Here is a 14,269-nt window from a genome sequence, read left to right as displayed (position 1 = left end):
GGAGAGCACGTTCGGGCGGAGAGTGCGGTGGCAGGGGGCGTAACGGCTCGGCGCGCCGGGACCGTGCGTGTCATTTCAGAGGTGGTGGCCCGGGTCGTTCGGGTGGTCCGGGGGATCGGTGGAGAGGAACATGGTGGAAATGGTGTGGTCGGGCACATGGGTGGCCGAGCGTCTCGGCGTCGAGATCGCCGGCGGCGAAGGGCTGCGTGAGCTGCTGGGCCTCGCCCTGCGCCGCAACCCCAGGCGCGCCCATCTCCTGGTCTCCAACGTGCTCGGCAAACATGTGCCGCAGAGCCCGGGAGTCGTCCACGGAACCGGGACCGCGCTCGGCGAGCGTGTCCGGGAGCTGCTGGGCCCCGACGTGGAGCGCGCGGTGGTGCTCGGCTACGCGGAGACGGCGACCGGCCTCGGCCACAGCGTCGCCGACGGGGTGGGCGGCGCGCCGTACCTGCACTCCACCCGCAGGCCCGTCGAGGGCGTCGCGAGTGCGGGCGGCTTCGAGGAGTCCCATTCGCACGCCACCTCGCACCTGTTGCTGCCTGAGGACCCGCAACTGCTCGCCGGGGAAGGCCCCTTGGTGCTCGTGGACGATGAATTCTCCACGGGCAACACCGTTCTCAACACGATCCGCGCCCTGCACGAGCGCGCGCCGAGGTCCTGGTACGTGATCGTGGCGCTGGTGGACATGCGTTCGGCCGCGGACCAGGAGAGGCTGACGCGGTTCGCCGAGGAGATCGGGGCCCGGGTCGATCTGGTCGCCCTGGCCTCCGGCACGGTCCTGCTGCCGGACGGCGTTCTCGCCAAGGGGCAGGCGCTGGTGGCGGAGTACGAGTCCGGAGCTCTCACGGAGGCTCCTGGGGCCGCTGCTTCTCCGCAGGTGCCGGGCGCCGCTGTCACGCGCGTACGGCTCGACTGGCCGGCCGGTCTGCCGGACGGTGGCAGGCACGGTTTCACCCGGGCCCACCGGGCCCGGCTGGAGGCCGCGCTGCCCGGCATGACGGCCGCCGTCGCGGCCGAGTTGGGGGCCGCGCGCCGCGTACTGGTGCTGGGCTTCGAAGAGTTGATGTACGCGCCGCTGCGGCTGGCGGAGGCGCTGGAACGGACCGTCGACGCGGAGATCCGCTACTCCACCACCACCCGCTCGCCGGTGCTCGCCGTGGACGACCCGGGATACGCGATACGCAGCCGACTCGTCTTCCCGGCACACGACACCGCGGCCTTTTCCGCCTCCGACGCGTCCAACTCCGGTGACCGGTACGCCTACAACGTCGCGGGAGCCGGATTCGACGCCGTCGTCGCGGTGGTCGATTCCCCGGCCGACTCGCCTGAACTGCACGCGGAAGACGGCCTGTTGGCGCAGCTCGCCGCGCATGTTCCGCGCGTCCTGCTGGCCGTCATACCTTCGTACGTCCCCAACGCGCCCGCTGCCCCGGGCGGTTCGGCCGTCGTGACCTCCTCGCACATATCAGAACGGCAGGAATCCTCCATGCTGCCCGAGCCGCTGTCTTCCTCCGAGCCGCTGTCTCTGCCCGATCCCCTGCGCGGTCCCGCCTTCTCCTCGTACGCCCCTGACGACGTGGGCTGGCTCCTCCAGGACCTGTCCGGCGTCGAGTTGGAAGCTCCGACGGAGGAGCGCGAGGAAGCGATCCAGAGCGGTGGCGCGCACTACGCCGAGTCGCTGCCCGTCGAGTACCAGCCGAGCGCCCGGTACCAGGAGCTGTTCAAGTCCGCCCTGGAGACGTCGGCCGCCAGGACCGCCAAGGCCGTGGGCACCGTCACCGAGACCGTGCTCGCCGAGCGCTCCCCGCGCCCGGTGCTCGTCTCACTGGCCCGCGCCGGTACGCCCGTCGGCGTCCTGATGCGGCGGTGGGCCCAGCAGCGGCACGGCCTGGACCTGCCGCACTACGCCGTCTCCATCGTGCGCGGCCGGGGCATCGACACCAACGCGCTGCGCTGGCTCGCCGCGCATCACGACCCCGCCGACATCGTCTTCGTCGACGGCTGGACGGGCAAGGGCGCCATCACCCGCGAACTCGCAGACGCGCTCGCCCCGTTCGACGGCTTCAACCCGGAGATCGCGGTACTCGCCGACCCGGGCGGTTGCGTACGTACCTACGGCACCCGCGACGACTTCCTCATCCCGTCCGCCTGCCTCAACTCGACGGTCTCCGGGCTGATCTCGCGTACGGTCCTGCGGTCCGACCTGGTCGGACCGCAGGACTTCCACGGCGCGAAGTACTACCGCGAACTGGCTGACAACGACGTCTCCGGCCTCTTCCTGGACACCGTCGCGGCCCGTTTCGACGAGGTGGCGGGGGCGGTGGAGGCCGAGGCCAAGGAACTGCTCTCGGCGGACCGCGAACCGACCTGGGAGGGCTGGGCCGCCGTCGAGCGGATCAGCCAGGAGTACGGCATTCACAACCTGAACCTCGTCAAGCCGGGCGTCGGCGAGACGACGCGCGTCCTGCTGCGCCGCGTCCCCTGGAAGATCCTCGCGCGGCGCGACGCGGGCGCCGACCTCGACCACGTCCGGCTGCTGGCCGAACAGCGCGGCGTGCCCGTCGAGGAGGTGGACGGCCTCCCGTACACCTGCGTCGGCCTCATCCACCCGCGCTACACACGGGGCGCGACCGGTGCGGACGGCACGGCGGTGGCCGCGAAATGAGCGTCGCCGCCACCTCGCCGGTGCTTGTCGCCAGCGACCTCGACCGCACCCTCATCTACTCCGCGGGGGCGCTCCGGCTCCCGATGCCGGACGCCGAGGCTCCCCGGCTGCTCTGCGTGGAGATCTACCAGGGCAGCCCGCTGTCCTACCTGACGGAGACGGCGGCGGGACTGCTCGACGCGCTCGCCCGCAGCACCGTCTTCGTACCGACGACCACCCGCACCCGCGAGCAGTACGGACGCATCCGACTGCCCGGTCCCGCACCGAGGTTCGCGATCTGCGCCAACGGCGGTCATCTGCTGGTCGACGGTATGCCCGACCCCGGCTGGCAGGCCGTGGTGGAGCGCAGGATCGCCGGCGAGTGCGCTTCCCTGGCGGAGGTCCGGGCCCATCTGCTGGCCGCGGCCGACCCCGCGTGGCTGCTCAAGGAACGGGTCGCCGAGGACCTGTTCGCGTATCTGGTGGTCGACCGCGCGCTGCTGCCGCCGGACTGGGTGAAAGAACTCGCGGAGTGGGCGGAGCCGCGCGGCTGGACGGTCTCCCTGCAGGGCCGCAAGATCTACGCCGTACCCCGCCCGCTCACCAAGAGCGCCGCGATGCGCGAGGTGGCCCGCCGCACGGACGCCGGGCTCACCCTCGCCGCCGGTGACTCACTACTCGACGCCGACCTGCTGCTGGCCGCCGACCGCGGCTGGCGCCCCGGCCACGGCGAACTGGCCGACGTGGGCTGGAACGCCGCGCACGTCCAGGCGCTGGCGCGGACGGGCGTCCTGGCGGGCGAGGAGATCCTGCGCGGCCTCACCCGGTCCGCCGCCGCGCACGGCGCCCACGCGGCGCGGCCGCTCGCGTGAGGCTCGTACGGGGGCGCTGGGCGTCCGCGTGGCCGTGAGGCTCGTACGGGGCGCTGGGCGTCCGCGTGGCTGTGAGGCTCGTACGGGGGTGTGAGGCGCGTACGGGGGCGGGGCGTGGGCGTGAGACCGCGTACGGCCCGTGGCGTGGGAGTGCCGTACGTCCGCCGTGCCTGAGCGGCGTACCTGACGCGTCAGCCGCAGCAGCCCCCGCCGCAGCAACCACCACCGCCACCGCCACCGGCCGCCGGGGCCGGGGCGCCGCCCTTGGCCGTGCCGCCCACGGCGACGGTCGACAGCAGTTTCACGGTGTCGTCGTGCCCGGCGGGACACGCGGCGGGAGCGGCCGACTCCGACATCGGCCGGCTCAGCTCGAAGGTGTCTCCACAGGACCGGCAGCGGTACTCATAGCGAGGCATGGCGCCAGATTAATGCCCCGTCCCCCACGCCGTGTCAACTATCCCACCCCGGCCCGCCCCTACCCCGCCCCGGCCCCGCGCGCCTCGCGGATGTCGGAGACCACGCGCGCCACGGTGGCCCGTACCGCCTCGGTCTCCGTCAGGAAGTGCCAGTAATCGGGATGGCGGCCCTCCAGCCCGGCCACCGCGCGGTCCAGCCGCGCTACGGACTCGTCGAGCGGACGGGCATGGCGGGGCTCGGGGGTGTGGCGTCCGGCCATCGCGAGCCGCTGGGCGTCGCGGATCGCGAAGCGCGTGCGGTCGATCTCGTCCTGCGGGTCCTTCGACACGGCGTTCAAGCGCCGCAACCGGTCACCGGCGGCCGAGACCGCCTCGTCCGTCCCGTTCAGCAGGGCCCTGACCGTGCTGAGCAGCGCCGTCGCGTCCGGCCACCGCTGCTCCTCGCGGGCTGTGCCCGCCTCCTTCAGCTTCTGCTCCGCCTGCCGGACACTGAGGGCCGCCTGCTCGGGAACCTGCTGGAGGTCCTGCCAGCAGGCCGCCGTGAATCGTCTGCGCAACTCGCTGAGCACCGGCTCCACGGAATCCGCGCGGTTCGTCAAGGCCTGCGCGCGGGTACGCAGCGACACCAGCCGCCGGTCGATCTCCCGCGCCCGCTCGGGCAGCCGCTCCGCCTCGGCCCGTACGGACTCGGCGTCGCGCAGCACATGATCGGCCCGCTGGAGCGTCTCGGGAACGCCATGCCGGCCCGCGCCCTCGTTGAGCCGCGTCAGCTCAGGCCCGAGCGCGGCGAGCCGGGCGGCGAGGTCGTCCGCCCGCAGGCCGGAGCTCCGTACGCCGTCGAGCGCGTTGCTCGCCGCCAGCAGCGCCTGGCGCGCCCGCTCCACGGCGGGAGCCAGCCGGGCCAGCTGCGTCTCGGCCTTGTCCAGCAGTGGCGCGAGCCCCTGCTCGAAGCGGTCCAGCTCGCCCTTGACCCGCTTCAGCTCGTCCTTGGCCTTGGTCAGGTCGTTGTGCGCCTTGGTCGCGGCCGCCAGATCCAGATCGTGCTTGTCCAGGTCATGGGCGTCCACCGCGGTGATGTACGTACCGCTCGCCTCGTCGATCCTGTGCCCCAGCGCCGCGAAATCGGCCGCCACCTTGCGGGCGGCCGGCGAGCTGTCGACCGCCGTGATCGTCTCGATGGAGATCCGCAGGTCGCGCTGGGCCGTGTCCAGCTCGTAGAAGGCGGCGGCCGCGTCGTCCTTCGCGGCCTGCGCGGCGGCCCGCTGGCTCTCACCGCGGCCACCACCGCCGAACCACCGCCGCGTCCCCCCGCCGGTGAACGCCCCCGGCAGCACGGCCACGAGCAGCGGCACCGGCAGCAACATCAGCGTGAAGACATCACGGACGGCGCTCGCTTTCACTTTCGCGTGCGGCTGCGCCTGTGTCGCCCTCACATGCCTCTCCCGTGGTCGTCCGCCCTGCCCGGTACATTCTCCCACCAGGTACGAACGAACACACGGGCTGATCAGTTCGCGGTTCTGACGCGGATTTCCCCGTTGTCGCTGTGCGCCGCGATGCGGTGGGCGCTGTTCTTGTCCGTCGGTACGTCGACCTGGACTTTGCCGTTGCCGCTGGTGGCGGTCACCGCGTACGACGTGTCCGACGTGCCTGACGTGTCCGACCCGGCAGACCCGCGAGAGCTTGCAGAACGGGCAGACCTGGGCAGATCGATCCGGATGGGCCCGTTGTCCGTCCGCGTCTCCACCGTGGCGGGCACGGCGGTGAGCCGGAGGCTGAGCGAGCCGTTCCCCGACTTCATGGCGACGGACCGGGCGGAGATTCCCTCAGCCGTGACGTTTCCGTTCCCGCTGTCCAGATCGAGCGGCCCGCTGGAGTCCCGGACCGTCACCGCTCCATTGCTGGACCCGAGCGTCAGCGCTGTACTGAATCCGGAGGCGGTCACGCTCCCGTTGTCCCCGCGCAGGGTCACGGCGACCCCGCGCGGCACCTTGATCTGATGCCTCGCCTCGCAGCTGCTGATCACGGCGCCGCACTTCAACCGCAGCGAGAGGGTGCTGCCGGACATCTTCCAGCGGGCGTCGGGCCCGTTCCCGAAGAACACCCAGCCGTCCACCTGCCGCGTCACCTCGACATCCGTCACGTCGGCGGGCACGAGCCGGACGGCGGAGTTCTCCGCGTCGATCGTCAGCGTCTTCCCGCTGAAGGCGAACGACCGCTTCTCCACAGGCGCGTCCGAGGCGTCCGCTGCCCCGCACCCCGCCACACCGAACACGACAAGCGCGGCACCGCCTGCGGCGAGCAGGGTGCGGGCGTGCGCGCGGTTGCGGGTCGTGGCCACGGTAATCGTTCCCCCAGGCAGTCGACGGCCCCGCCGACTCGGCGCCGCTGTGCTGCCACCGTACGAACGAAGCCACCGGCGTCCGATCCGGCCGTCCACCGTCTGCGAGGTGGGGTTTTCCCCCGGTTCGCCCCTGGCCCGCAGCCCGTCCCATGGCCGGTTTACTGCACAGGGCCGCAGGCCATGTACGCTGTTGCCTCATCCACGGGTGCGTAGCTCAGGGGTAGAGCGCTGCTCTTACAAAGCAGATGTCGGCGGTTCGAAACCGTCCGCGCCCACCAGTACGTAGGGCCTCGACCGATCATGGACACAGTTGGTGATTCGGTGGCCCACGCGACGTCGGCCCGTACAACCCCGTGGGGGTGGTGCGGGCCGACGTCGTGTTCAGGGGTGGGTCCGTCAAACGAGCGTCTCTGTTCCGTAGCCGGTGGTGACGGTGCGTTCTCTTTATTGCGGGAGAATGCGGTGGCGGAGGAGGTCGAATCCTGCTCGGCCGTGCAGCTGTCGCATGATCTTCGTGGTTCAGGTATGGACGCCTTCGGTGCGGCTGTTGTGGTGGGGCCGGTGTTCGCGGCGGCGCGGTCGAATTCGAGGCCGTTGCGGAAGCTGTCCAGGTGGGGCAGGCCGGTGGTGCGGACTGTGGCGATCCACTGGGCGAGTTTGTCTAGTTGGCCTGGGCCGGGGTCAGGAGCGTTGCGAACTCGCCGGTGAGTGCGGTTATCTCACGGCAGGCCGCTGTGAGACGGCCGAGCAGGTCGGTGTCCTTGGTCCACAGGTGCCCGGGTGGGCCAGCAGGAGCCGGGCGGGGCGGCGTGGGGTTGTCACGAGGTGGGCGCCTTCGGCGCGGCCCTGGTTGAGGTGGCGGACGAGCGGGTTGGCGCTGCCTGTGCAGCCCACTTCTCCGATCTCCGCAGGAGATGGGTGACGGGGACGGCCGGGTTGTCTGCGCGGTGCCGGCGCAGGTGGTCGCGGCAGGGGTCGGCCAGGGGGACCGGTGCGTGGGACGACGCGGTCGGCGGACGGTTCCGGAATCCGGGCGTAGCGCTTGATGGTGTTCAGGCCGAGGTTCAGTCTGCGGGAGCGTTCGAGCAGGCCGACGCCGGAGTCGAGGAGGGTGTGGACTTCGTGCCGGGGCTCACGGGTGGTCTGCTCGCGGTGGCGGTGGCGGTGGCGGTGGCGCGAAGTCGTAGACCCCGATCACTCGGGGAATTCGCGCCGGCGGCACGGGAACGCGCCACAGAAGGCGCAGCGCGGTCACGTAGGAGACAGGTGGTGGCCAGGAGGCGGGTGAGACGGGCGGACGCCCGGCTGCATAACTCCTTGACTACCTCCGAAACTTGGCTGGTCAGACGCGTTGTGCGGCGCTGAAGGCGCTCCAGAAGTCCGGGGATCTGCTCGCGGAAAGTCTGCCGCCGGCAGCCCAGGACCGGGCAGGCCAGACGTCGCACCTGGACGTTGAGCACGACGCGGCGGCCATCCACCGGCACGTCCGCGACTGTCCGACCGTGGTACCCATGCGCCTTCCCCGTCGGCATCCCACACATTGGACAGGGAGAAGGGGACACCCCAGGTCCGGGCCAAGGCCCGGATTACCTCGCCGTCGCCCACCACCTCATCGATGACCAGCGCTGACAGCCCTGAAAACACCGTCGCCAAAAAGGAGTTGACATCTCGGGTACAACGTCAACGGCGCCCGTCAGCTGCCGTCACCACCGATGTCTAACAGAGCTGATCGTTTTACAGTCCCTCAGTTGGTCCGAGTGGAGACGATGCCATCAAGCCCGATTGCGCATCAGTGACGTTTTCTCAGCGGTGGTCATCTCCAGATTCTGTTGTGGGCGAGGGCGAGGGCGAGGGCGAGGGCGAGGGCGAGGGCGAGGGCGAGGGCGGCGCGGGCTATGTCGCCGATCTTGCTCGGGCTGAGGGTGATGTACTGCAGGGTGCGCCAGCGCTGTTTGAGCTCGGCTGCGGCGCGTTCGCCGAGAGCTCGGATGCCTTTGATCAGGCTGTTCGTGGTTCGTGTGTCGGTGTGCAGGGCCTGCTCTGACTGGCCCTTCGGGCGGCGGACCGGGGCGCGGACGCCGATCCCGGCGCCGATGTAGCCCTTGTCGGCCAGGGTGGGCAGGCCGTCGGCTGCCGCCTTGTACAGTGCGGGGAGCGCGTGGATACGGGCAGCGGTGATATCGGTGGTGGAGCCGGGCTCGGCGTCGGAGACCCACAACGGGGTGCCGTCCGGGGCGGACAGGAACTGCACGTTCCCGCCGGATGCCTTGTGCTTCTGGCTGAACCACAGGTCGTTGCCGTTGTCGCGGACACCGGCGAGGCGGTTCGTTTCGATGAGCGTGCCGTCGAGGATCACGTGGGTCATGCCCTCGCGTCGGCAGCGGTCCAGGACCTCGTGCAGGTCGGGGGCCTGATCGGCGAGGGCGCTGATGCCTTCGTGCAGGTAGCGGTGGCCGGTGGCCTGGGAGATGCCGGCGTCGCGGGCCAGGCAGTGGACACATCCGCGCTCACGGAACCAGCGCAGGACCAGCACCGCCTGGCGGAACGGGCCGAGCGCCCGGCTGCCGCGCGGAGTACCAATTCGCCGCCGGTGCGCGGCCAGTAGACGCGAGAGATGGTCCACGACGTGGCGCGGGACGTCGAGCACGGCAACATAGGTGACCAACGTGAAGCCTCTGGTGGTTACGGACATGATCTTGTGGTGAGACCTGTCCTACCAGGGGCTTTGCGTCTGCCCGCAGCCGGGCCCGGCCCGTCCGGCCTGCTCACGCATGGAGCGGTTCATGCCGCTTCGCGTAGATCATTTCGCTGAGGAAACGTCAGTCACTACCGGCGACAAGCCGCAACATGAAGATCACGATCTGCAGTTGGAGTATTAATTAACCGCATGTTGACTTCGCGTTGTAATTATTGATACCTTCCGTGCATCAGGGCGGGGGCCCTGACGCACGGGGGGATTTTCTAGTGACTTTGGATCTCAATCATTCCTTTTCCGTGCTCTCGCGAGTAAGGAACAAGGGAAAATGAAGCGTAATGCACGTATTTCCGCGGTGATTGGCGCTGCGGCTTTCATCACGCTTGCACTGGCTCCGATAGCCGAGGCCAACTGGACTAGCTCCATCACCGCGGCAAGCGTGGGATTCGAGTCCCGGCGCTGGTCGGACGAGCTGTACTCGCAGATCACCTTCCATGACTGCCGCACCAGTGCGTCGAAGAGTACCGATGTGCAGATCTGGAATGACATTTCCCTGCAGCCGGACAAGGCTTACGACAGCAAGAAGTTCACCGCCTGCTTCGACGGGAAGGTCGGCAATGGCGAGTGGACGGACCTGCCGTCCGGCAAGCGCGACTACTATTTCAAGATCGTGAAGATCGGCGACTCCACCTTCGGCCCGCAGTTGACCGTGGGCTCGCTGACCGTGGACACCACCAAGGCCGACGGCTGAGATTCCAGGCGAGGTGAGGGGCGCCCTTTCGTGGGGCGGCCCTCACTTGGGCGACGAGCGGTCAGTGAGACTCTATGAAATTCAGCACCAGTTTGCGTAGTGGAAGCGTGCGGTGGGCCGCCCCCGTTATTCTCTTCTTGACGGGCCTTTACTACGTGGTGGGAGAAAAGGCGCCACTCGCAAGCTCTTATCATTACGCTCCAAGTATTGTCGCGGAGCCGCTGCAGACTCTCTACGCGCTGGCTTATGCGACAGCGGCGGCTTTGGCCTGTTGGGAAAGCGGGGGCCTTCGAAACGCCCGGATATTGGCTCTGGCGCCCGCTCGCTCGCGTTTCCGGATCGCGGCCAACACGCTCGCGCCCGTGTTGGTGCTTTCCTGGGCGGTCCTGCTCATTCCCGCGGCGATTTCACTGGCTCGATCAGCGACCGTCCCCAGCCTTGACAGCCTGCGCCTGCCATTGGCGGGCATGGTGCTCTGCGTTGCGCACGCGATACTCGGATTCGCCGTCGGCTGCTGGATCCCGCGGATCATCGGAACGCCCATCGTGGCTGTGGCCGACTGGGTCACCGTTGCCTTCACTAGGGCAGTGCTGCCCTATTGGCCGCGCCATGTCTCCGGTCAGTTCGACTCGATCGGCTTTGGAGAGGTGCCGGACTTCGTCACGATAGGGGTGCCCATCCTGCTGGCAGGCGGTGTTGCCGCAGGGCTGATGATCCTTTGGCTGCCGCGCGGCTGGCTCGCGTTGCGTGTGATGGTCGCGGCAGTGGTTGCCGTCGGCGGGGTGCTCGGCGCTCAGCGTGAGGCCTCCGAGTGGTCGGCCACCGCGCCCCTGACAGCCGGGCATGTGGCAATGAAGTGCACAGGCAGCGCGCCGCGCGTGTGCGTGCCGGAGTTCAACGCACGCTATCTGGCGCAGTTCCAGCGAGACACCGCCAACGCACTGCACACGCTGCGTGGCGCCGGGGCGACCTCAGCCTCGCCCCGGCTGATCACCGATGGCTATGTCGACGGCCGACTGCAGAAGAGTTCCACGGATGCTGAGTGGCACATGGTCCTCACCGGGCCGTTGCAGAGCGGAGACGCGGTCTACCAGGTCATGATCCGGTCCCTTCACTTCCGCTGCGACCAGGTCCCTGCCCGCAGCGCCCACTCGGCCTGGCTGTGGGCGGCCAAAAAGACCGGTCAAGAGAAGCAGTACCTCAAACGCCGGCAGGCGGAGGGACGGGATCCTGTGGCCCAGAAACTCGAGAAGCAGGTCCAGGCCGATGTCGCTCTTATCCTCGCCGAGCAGCGGGCGGAACAAGCCGAGTGGATCAGACACACGCTCGACACCTGCGAGGCGAAGACTCCATGACATGGTGGTTCAAGGCCCGTCGTGGCCACCTTCTGCTGCCTCTCGCCGTGGTTCTTTTCGCCGTGGGGCTGTACGTGGTCCAGAGCAACACGGTGCTCTTACCATCGCTCACCGGCAGCCCTCGTATCGCGCTCTCCCTCTTCGTCCCTATCCCCCTGCTCGCTCTTCTCATGGCTGCTCTGGAATCGCGGCTTCCCGCTGCCGAGGTCTCGGGGGTCCGGTCCATGACCCGGCTCGACAACACCCTCGTTACCGCGGTCTTGGCCGCGGCGGTGCTGTGCAGCGTGCTCGTCGCCGCCGTCCAGGGTTCTGCCCAGGCCACGACCGGCGGCCGCAACGCTATGTTCCTGACCGGGCTGATGCTGCTCGGCCGGGCCTGGGGCGGTCAGGCCGCAGTGATGATTCCGGTCGGTTGGCTGGTCACCGTGGTACTCATCGGGTTCCGGGGGAACCTGCCGTACTTCTGGACCGTCATCGCCCTCCCTCCGGACAGCGTGTCCGCAGCTGCCGCCTCGCTGGTGGCGTTCATCGTCGGCCTTGCCGCCCAGATCCGCTCATCGAGGAAAACAGCGTGACACTCGAACTCACCAACTGCACTTATGGTTACCGACGCTGGAAGCAGCCGGTGCTGCAGAACTTCTCGTACGCCCTGCCGGACGGCCTCACCGTCCTGCTAGGGCCCAATGGTGCCGGCAAGTCCACTCTGCTCAAACTGGCGGCTTCGGTGACAAGGCCCCAGAAGGGCGGCGTGACCCTGGACGACGAACAGGCAGGTACCACTGCGTACCGACGGGCGGTGGCTTGGATGCCTCAGGACATCGTGCCCATGCCCACCCTGTCGGCACGCGAGTACGTCGCCTACATCGGCTGGCTCAAAGGCATGAACCGCACCGACGCTTGGAAACAGGCGCGTAAGGCCCTGGTGCGCGTGCAGCTGACCGACAAGGCCGACACCCGCACCAGCCAGCTCTCGGGCGGCCAGCTCAGGCGCGTCGGCGTCGCCGGGGCGCTCGTCCACGGGGCCCGGGTCCTGCTTCTGGATGAACCCACCGCTGGCATGGACCCCTATCAGCGCCGTGTCTTCCGTGACATCCTGCGGGGACTGACCGGCGATGTACGGGTCCTGCTCTCGACCCACGACGTCGCCGACCTGGCGGAGGAAGCCGACCACGTCACCGTCGTGCATGACGGGACGATCCTCCACCACGGGAACACCCACACGTTCCTGACTCACACACCACCCGGCACTCTGGAGGGACGCGCCGCCGAGGCGGCCTACACCGTCCTGCTCAGGAGCCGGGGAGTCGCGGCCTGATCAATTGAGTAACGAACTGGCATGCGATTGCAGGTGGGTACGCTCTGGTGATGACGGGCGCCCTCCGCTTCCGCCCGCTGCCGCCGGCTCTGCAACAAGCTGGTTGAGTTCGTTGGAGTTGGTCGGCCCGGACGCCGAAGCCGGGCGGACGACGGGCGTCACGTTCCGGATCACCGTCCTCGTCGGCCCGGGCCGCTCGCGAGAGCGCCGCTCAGTGTCTTCGTGAACTCCGGGCAGGCGCCGGCATCACCGGCTCTGAGCCGGCCGCTCGGTGTGGCTGGACGCACTCCAAGTCCAGCCGCATCGAGAACGCCCGGACGCCGCCGTCCCACGCCGGCATACGGGCCTGGTGCCTCGCGTGCCGGGCCGAGGCCGTGCCGTCGTTTTCCAGCCGGGCCCGGGGCGCCCCTACCGCGTGAACCTCGGCAGCCACGCCGCCTTGAAGCCCGGGTGGCCCGCGTGTTCGGCGGCCATCTGGCGTACGACGAAGCCGAGGCCGACGGCGCGGCCTGACGGGAAGTCGTGCGTGGGGCGGTCGGTGTCCAGGGCGGCGACTTCCGCGTACTCGCTGAGGAGGATCCTGGCCGTCTCGATGCGGCGGAGGGTCTGGGCCGGGTTCTGGTAGGCGATGTGGTGGTCGAAGCCCTGGTTCCTCGGGCTGAACGCGACTGCGCCGATGGCCTCGTGGACCTCTCCCGGTAAGTCCGGCGGACACCGCCAGGATCCGGCGCCCGCGCGCTCGGCGATCTGCTGTTCTTCGTCCAGGCGTGCGCTCACGAACGCGAGGAGGTCCCTGTTGTCACTCACGTGTTCAGCTCTTCGTCGTGCCGGATGATGTGGTGGATTTCCATCCCGACGTCCGCGCGGTCCTGCCCGGTGGCCGTGGCGCGCCCCGCCCGTACGTCGTGCTCCGGGCGAAGGGGATCGTCGGTGTCTTCGGTGGCCACGACGGGATGCTACGCCGCGTTCGCGATCTTGGCTCGCACAGCTGTCGCGGTCAGTGGGTGTCCGGTGTCGTGCCGGGGGCCAGGAGGCGCAGGAGGCGGGCGGCTTGGCGGGCCGGGGTGGTCGGAGGGTTTCTTGGGGGCTCGCGGTTGTCTCGTGCCAGCAGGAAGAGCCATACGAGCGCGAGGAGGCGGCGGCAGTCGAGGAGGCGGGTGGTTTCCGCCGGGGTGAGCGGGACGTGGCTGAGGAAGAGCGGGACGTTCAGCGTGCCGTCCAGCCAGCTCGATACGTGCTCGGTGATCTCCGCGAGTTCGAAGGCGCGGTCGCTGCGGCCGGAGTCCTCGAAGTCGACGACGCGGACCCGCGTTCCGTCCCACAGGCAGTTCGCGAGGTTGCCGTCGCCCGGGCCGAAGATCACCGGGATGTTCTGAGGGACACCGGACTGGGCGCCGTTCTCCAGGCCCGAGCCGGCCAGCCACGTCAGGCCGTGGCGCATCGCGTCCGCCACCGTGCGGGATACGCCGGGCATGCCGGACGGCGCCTGCCAGGCGTGGAGCCGGGCGATGACGCCGGCCTGGTGGTCATGGCGGACCGGGAGCGTCGTCGCGACCTCCGGCGGGACCGCCGCGTGCAGGGCCGTCACCGTCCTTGCCAGGGCTCTGGTCTGCCGTTCGGTCATGGGAGCGCCCCGCAGCGGCGTGCCCGGGAGACGGGACATCACCACGGTGGGGCGCGCCGCGTCGGGCTCCGAGCGCAGGGGGGCCGGGGCCAGGTCCGGGGCGTAGCGCGCGAGGAGGGTCAGGGCGCGCCATTCACGCGCGTGTTCGGCCCCGCTCCCGGGCCGGAAGCGTTTGACCACCGTGGCCCGGCGCAGCTCGACCGTGTGGGTGCTCCACTGGACGGAGGTCATGACCGCCAGTCTGGCAGGGGCCGCG

At 69.6% G+C, this 14,269-nt stretch carries 13 protein-coding genes, 1 tRNA gene and 2 pseudogenes; 8 read left to right on the top strand and 8 right to left on the bottom strand.

What is annotated here, in order from left to right:
- Window positions 1-130 precede the first annotated feature (130 nt).
- On the top strand, window positions 131-2,665 hold the full coding sequence (locus tag ACIP6N_RS06360) for a phosphoribosyltransferase (protein WP_401813320.1): 2,535 nt from the start codon (window positions 131-133) through the stop codon (window positions 2,663-2,665).
- Complete coding sequence (locus tag ACIP6N_RS06355; RefSeq protein WP_401813319.1) at window positions 2,662-3,516, top strand: HAD family hydrolase; 855 nt, start codon at window positions 2,662-2,664, stop codon at window positions 3,514-3,516. The genes ACIP6N_RS06360 and ACIP6N_RS06355 overlap by 4 nt, the downstream gene beginning before the upstream one ends.
- A gap of 191 nt (window positions 3,517-3,707) precedes the next feature.
- On the opposite strand, the gene ACIP6N_RS06350 is transcribed toward ACIP6N_RS06355, so the two are convergent.
- The 3 genes from ACIP6N_RS06350 to ACIP6N_RS06340 all read right to left on the bottom strand — a co-directional run bounded on the left by ACIP6N_RS06350 (window position 3,708) and on the right by ACIP6N_RS06340 (window position 6,270).
- The gene (locus tag ACIP6N_RS06350) at window positions 3,708-3,932 is read right to left on the bottom strand and encodes a zinc ribbon domain-containing protein (protein WP_401813317.1); all 225 of its coding nucleotides are present in this window, start codon (window positions 3,930-3,932) and stop codon (window positions 3,708-3,710) included.
- A gap of 59 nt (window positions 3,933-3,991) precedes the next feature.
- Window positions 3,992-5,365 carry a hypothetical protein gene (locus ACIP6N_RS06345; protein WP_401813316.1) on the bottom strand — a complete coding sequence of 458 codons (1,374 nt, stop codon included), beginning with the start codon at window positions 5,363-5,365 and terminating at the stop codon, window positions 3,992-3,994.
- A 71-nt stretch (window positions 5,366-5,436) separates the two neighbouring features.
- Window positions 5,437-6,270, bottom strand: coding sequence for a DUF4097 family beta strand repeat-containing protein (locus ACIP6N_RS06340; protein ID WP_401813315.1), 834 nt, complete (start codon window positions 6,268-6,270; stop codon window positions 5,437-5,439).
- Between the two features lie 206 nt (window positions 6,271-6,476).
- Here ACIP6N_RS06340 and ACIP6N_RS06335 point away from each other — a divergent pair.
- A tRNA-Val gene (locus ACIP6N_RS06335) sits at window positions 6,477-6,551 on the top strand.
- A gap of 166 nt (window positions 6,552-6,717) precedes the next feature.
- On the opposite strand, the pseudogene ACIP6N_RS06330 reads toward ACIP6N_RS06335, so the two are convergent.
- A pseudogene (locus ACIP6N_RS06330) lies at window positions 6,718-7,917 on the bottom strand (transposase family protein).
- A 169-nt stretch (window positions 7,918-8,086) separates the two neighbouring features.
- The gene (locus ACIP6N_RS06325; protein ID WP_401813517.1) at window positions 8,087-8,938 is read right to left on the bottom strand and encodes a transposase family protein; all 852 of its coding nucleotides are present in this window, start codon (window positions 8,936-8,938) and stop codon (window positions 8,087-8,089) included.
- A 358-nt stretch (window positions 8,939-9,296) separates the two neighbouring features.
- On the opposite strand from ACIP6N_RS06325, the gene ACIP6N_RS06320 reads away from it, so the two are divergent.
- From ACIP6N_RS06320 to ACIP6N_RS06300, 5 genes and pseudogenes are all read left to right on the top strand, one after another.
- Entirely contained in the window at window positions 9,297-9,719 is a 423-nt protein-coding gene (locus tag ACIP6N_RS06320; protein WP_401813314.1) for a hypothetical protein, read from the top strand.
- Window positions 9,720-9,793: 74 nt separating this feature from the next.
- Complete coding sequence (locus ACIP6N_RS06315; protein WP_401813312.1) at window positions 9,794-11,074, top strand: hypothetical protein; 1,281 nt, start codon at window positions 9,794-9,796, stop codon at window positions 11,072-11,074.
- Window positions 11,071-11,649 carry a hypothetical protein gene (locus ACIP6N_RS06310; protein ID WP_401813310.1) on the top strand — a complete coding sequence of 193 codons (579 nt, stop codon included), beginning with the start codon at window positions 11,071-11,073 and terminating at the stop codon, window positions 11,647-11,649. Before ACIP6N_RS06315 ends, ACIP6N_RS06310 begins: the two co-directional genes overlap by 4 nt.
- Window positions 11,646-12,389 (top strand): ATP-binding cassette domain-containing protein, encoded by a 744-nt coding sequence (locus ACIP6N_RS06305; protein ID WP_401813308.1) that lies wholly within the window; start codon window positions 11,646-11,648, stop codon window positions 12,387-12,389. The genes ACIP6N_RS06310 and ACIP6N_RS06305 overlap by 4 nt, the downstream gene beginning before the upstream one ends.
- 221 nt (window positions 12,390-12,610) lie before the next feature.
- A pseudogene (locus ACIP6N_RS06300) lies at window positions 12,611-12,808 on the top strand (helix-turn-helix domain-containing protein); the annotation flags it as partial.
- Here the strand turns inward: ACIP6N_RS06300 and ACIP6N_RS06295 are convergent.
- From ACIP6N_RS06295 to ACIP6N_RS06285, 3 genes are read right to left on the bottom strand one after another with little or no spacing between them, the layout of a single operon-like run.
- Window positions 12,798-13,196 (bottom strand): DUF6221 family protein, encoded by a 399-nt coding sequence (locus tag ACIP6N_RS06295; protein ID WP_401813307.1) that lies wholly within the window; start codon window positions 13,194-13,196, stop codon window positions 12,798-12,800. The pseudogene ACIP6N_RS06300 and the gene ACIP6N_RS06295 sit on opposite strands and share 11 nt — an antisense overlap.
- On the bottom strand, window positions 13,193-13,336 hold the full coding sequence (locus ACIP6N_RS06290; RefSeq protein ID WP_401813305.1) for a hypothetical protein: 144 nt from the start codon (window positions 13,334-13,336) through the stop codon (window positions 13,193-13,195). Before ACIP6N_RS06290 ends, ACIP6N_RS06295 begins: the two co-directional genes overlap by 4 nt.
- Window positions 13,337-13,386: 50 nt before the next feature.
- Window positions 13,387-14,244: a phosphotransferase family protein gene (locus tag ACIP6N_RS06285; protein ID WP_401813304.1), complete on the bottom strand. Its 858-nt coding sequence runs from the start codon at window positions 14,242-14,244 to the stop codon at window positions 13,387-13,389.
- Window positions 14,245-14,269: the final 25 nt, after the last annotated feature.

Origin of the sequence: Streptomyces sp. NPDC088725, from assembly GCF_044751305.1 — a bacterium.
Classification (GTDB): Bacteria; Actinomycetota; Actinomycetes; order Streptomycetales; family Streptomycetaceae; genus Streptomyces.
Note: the sequence above shows the minus strand (reverse complement) of the source record. Positions and strands in the feature narration are given on the sequence as shown.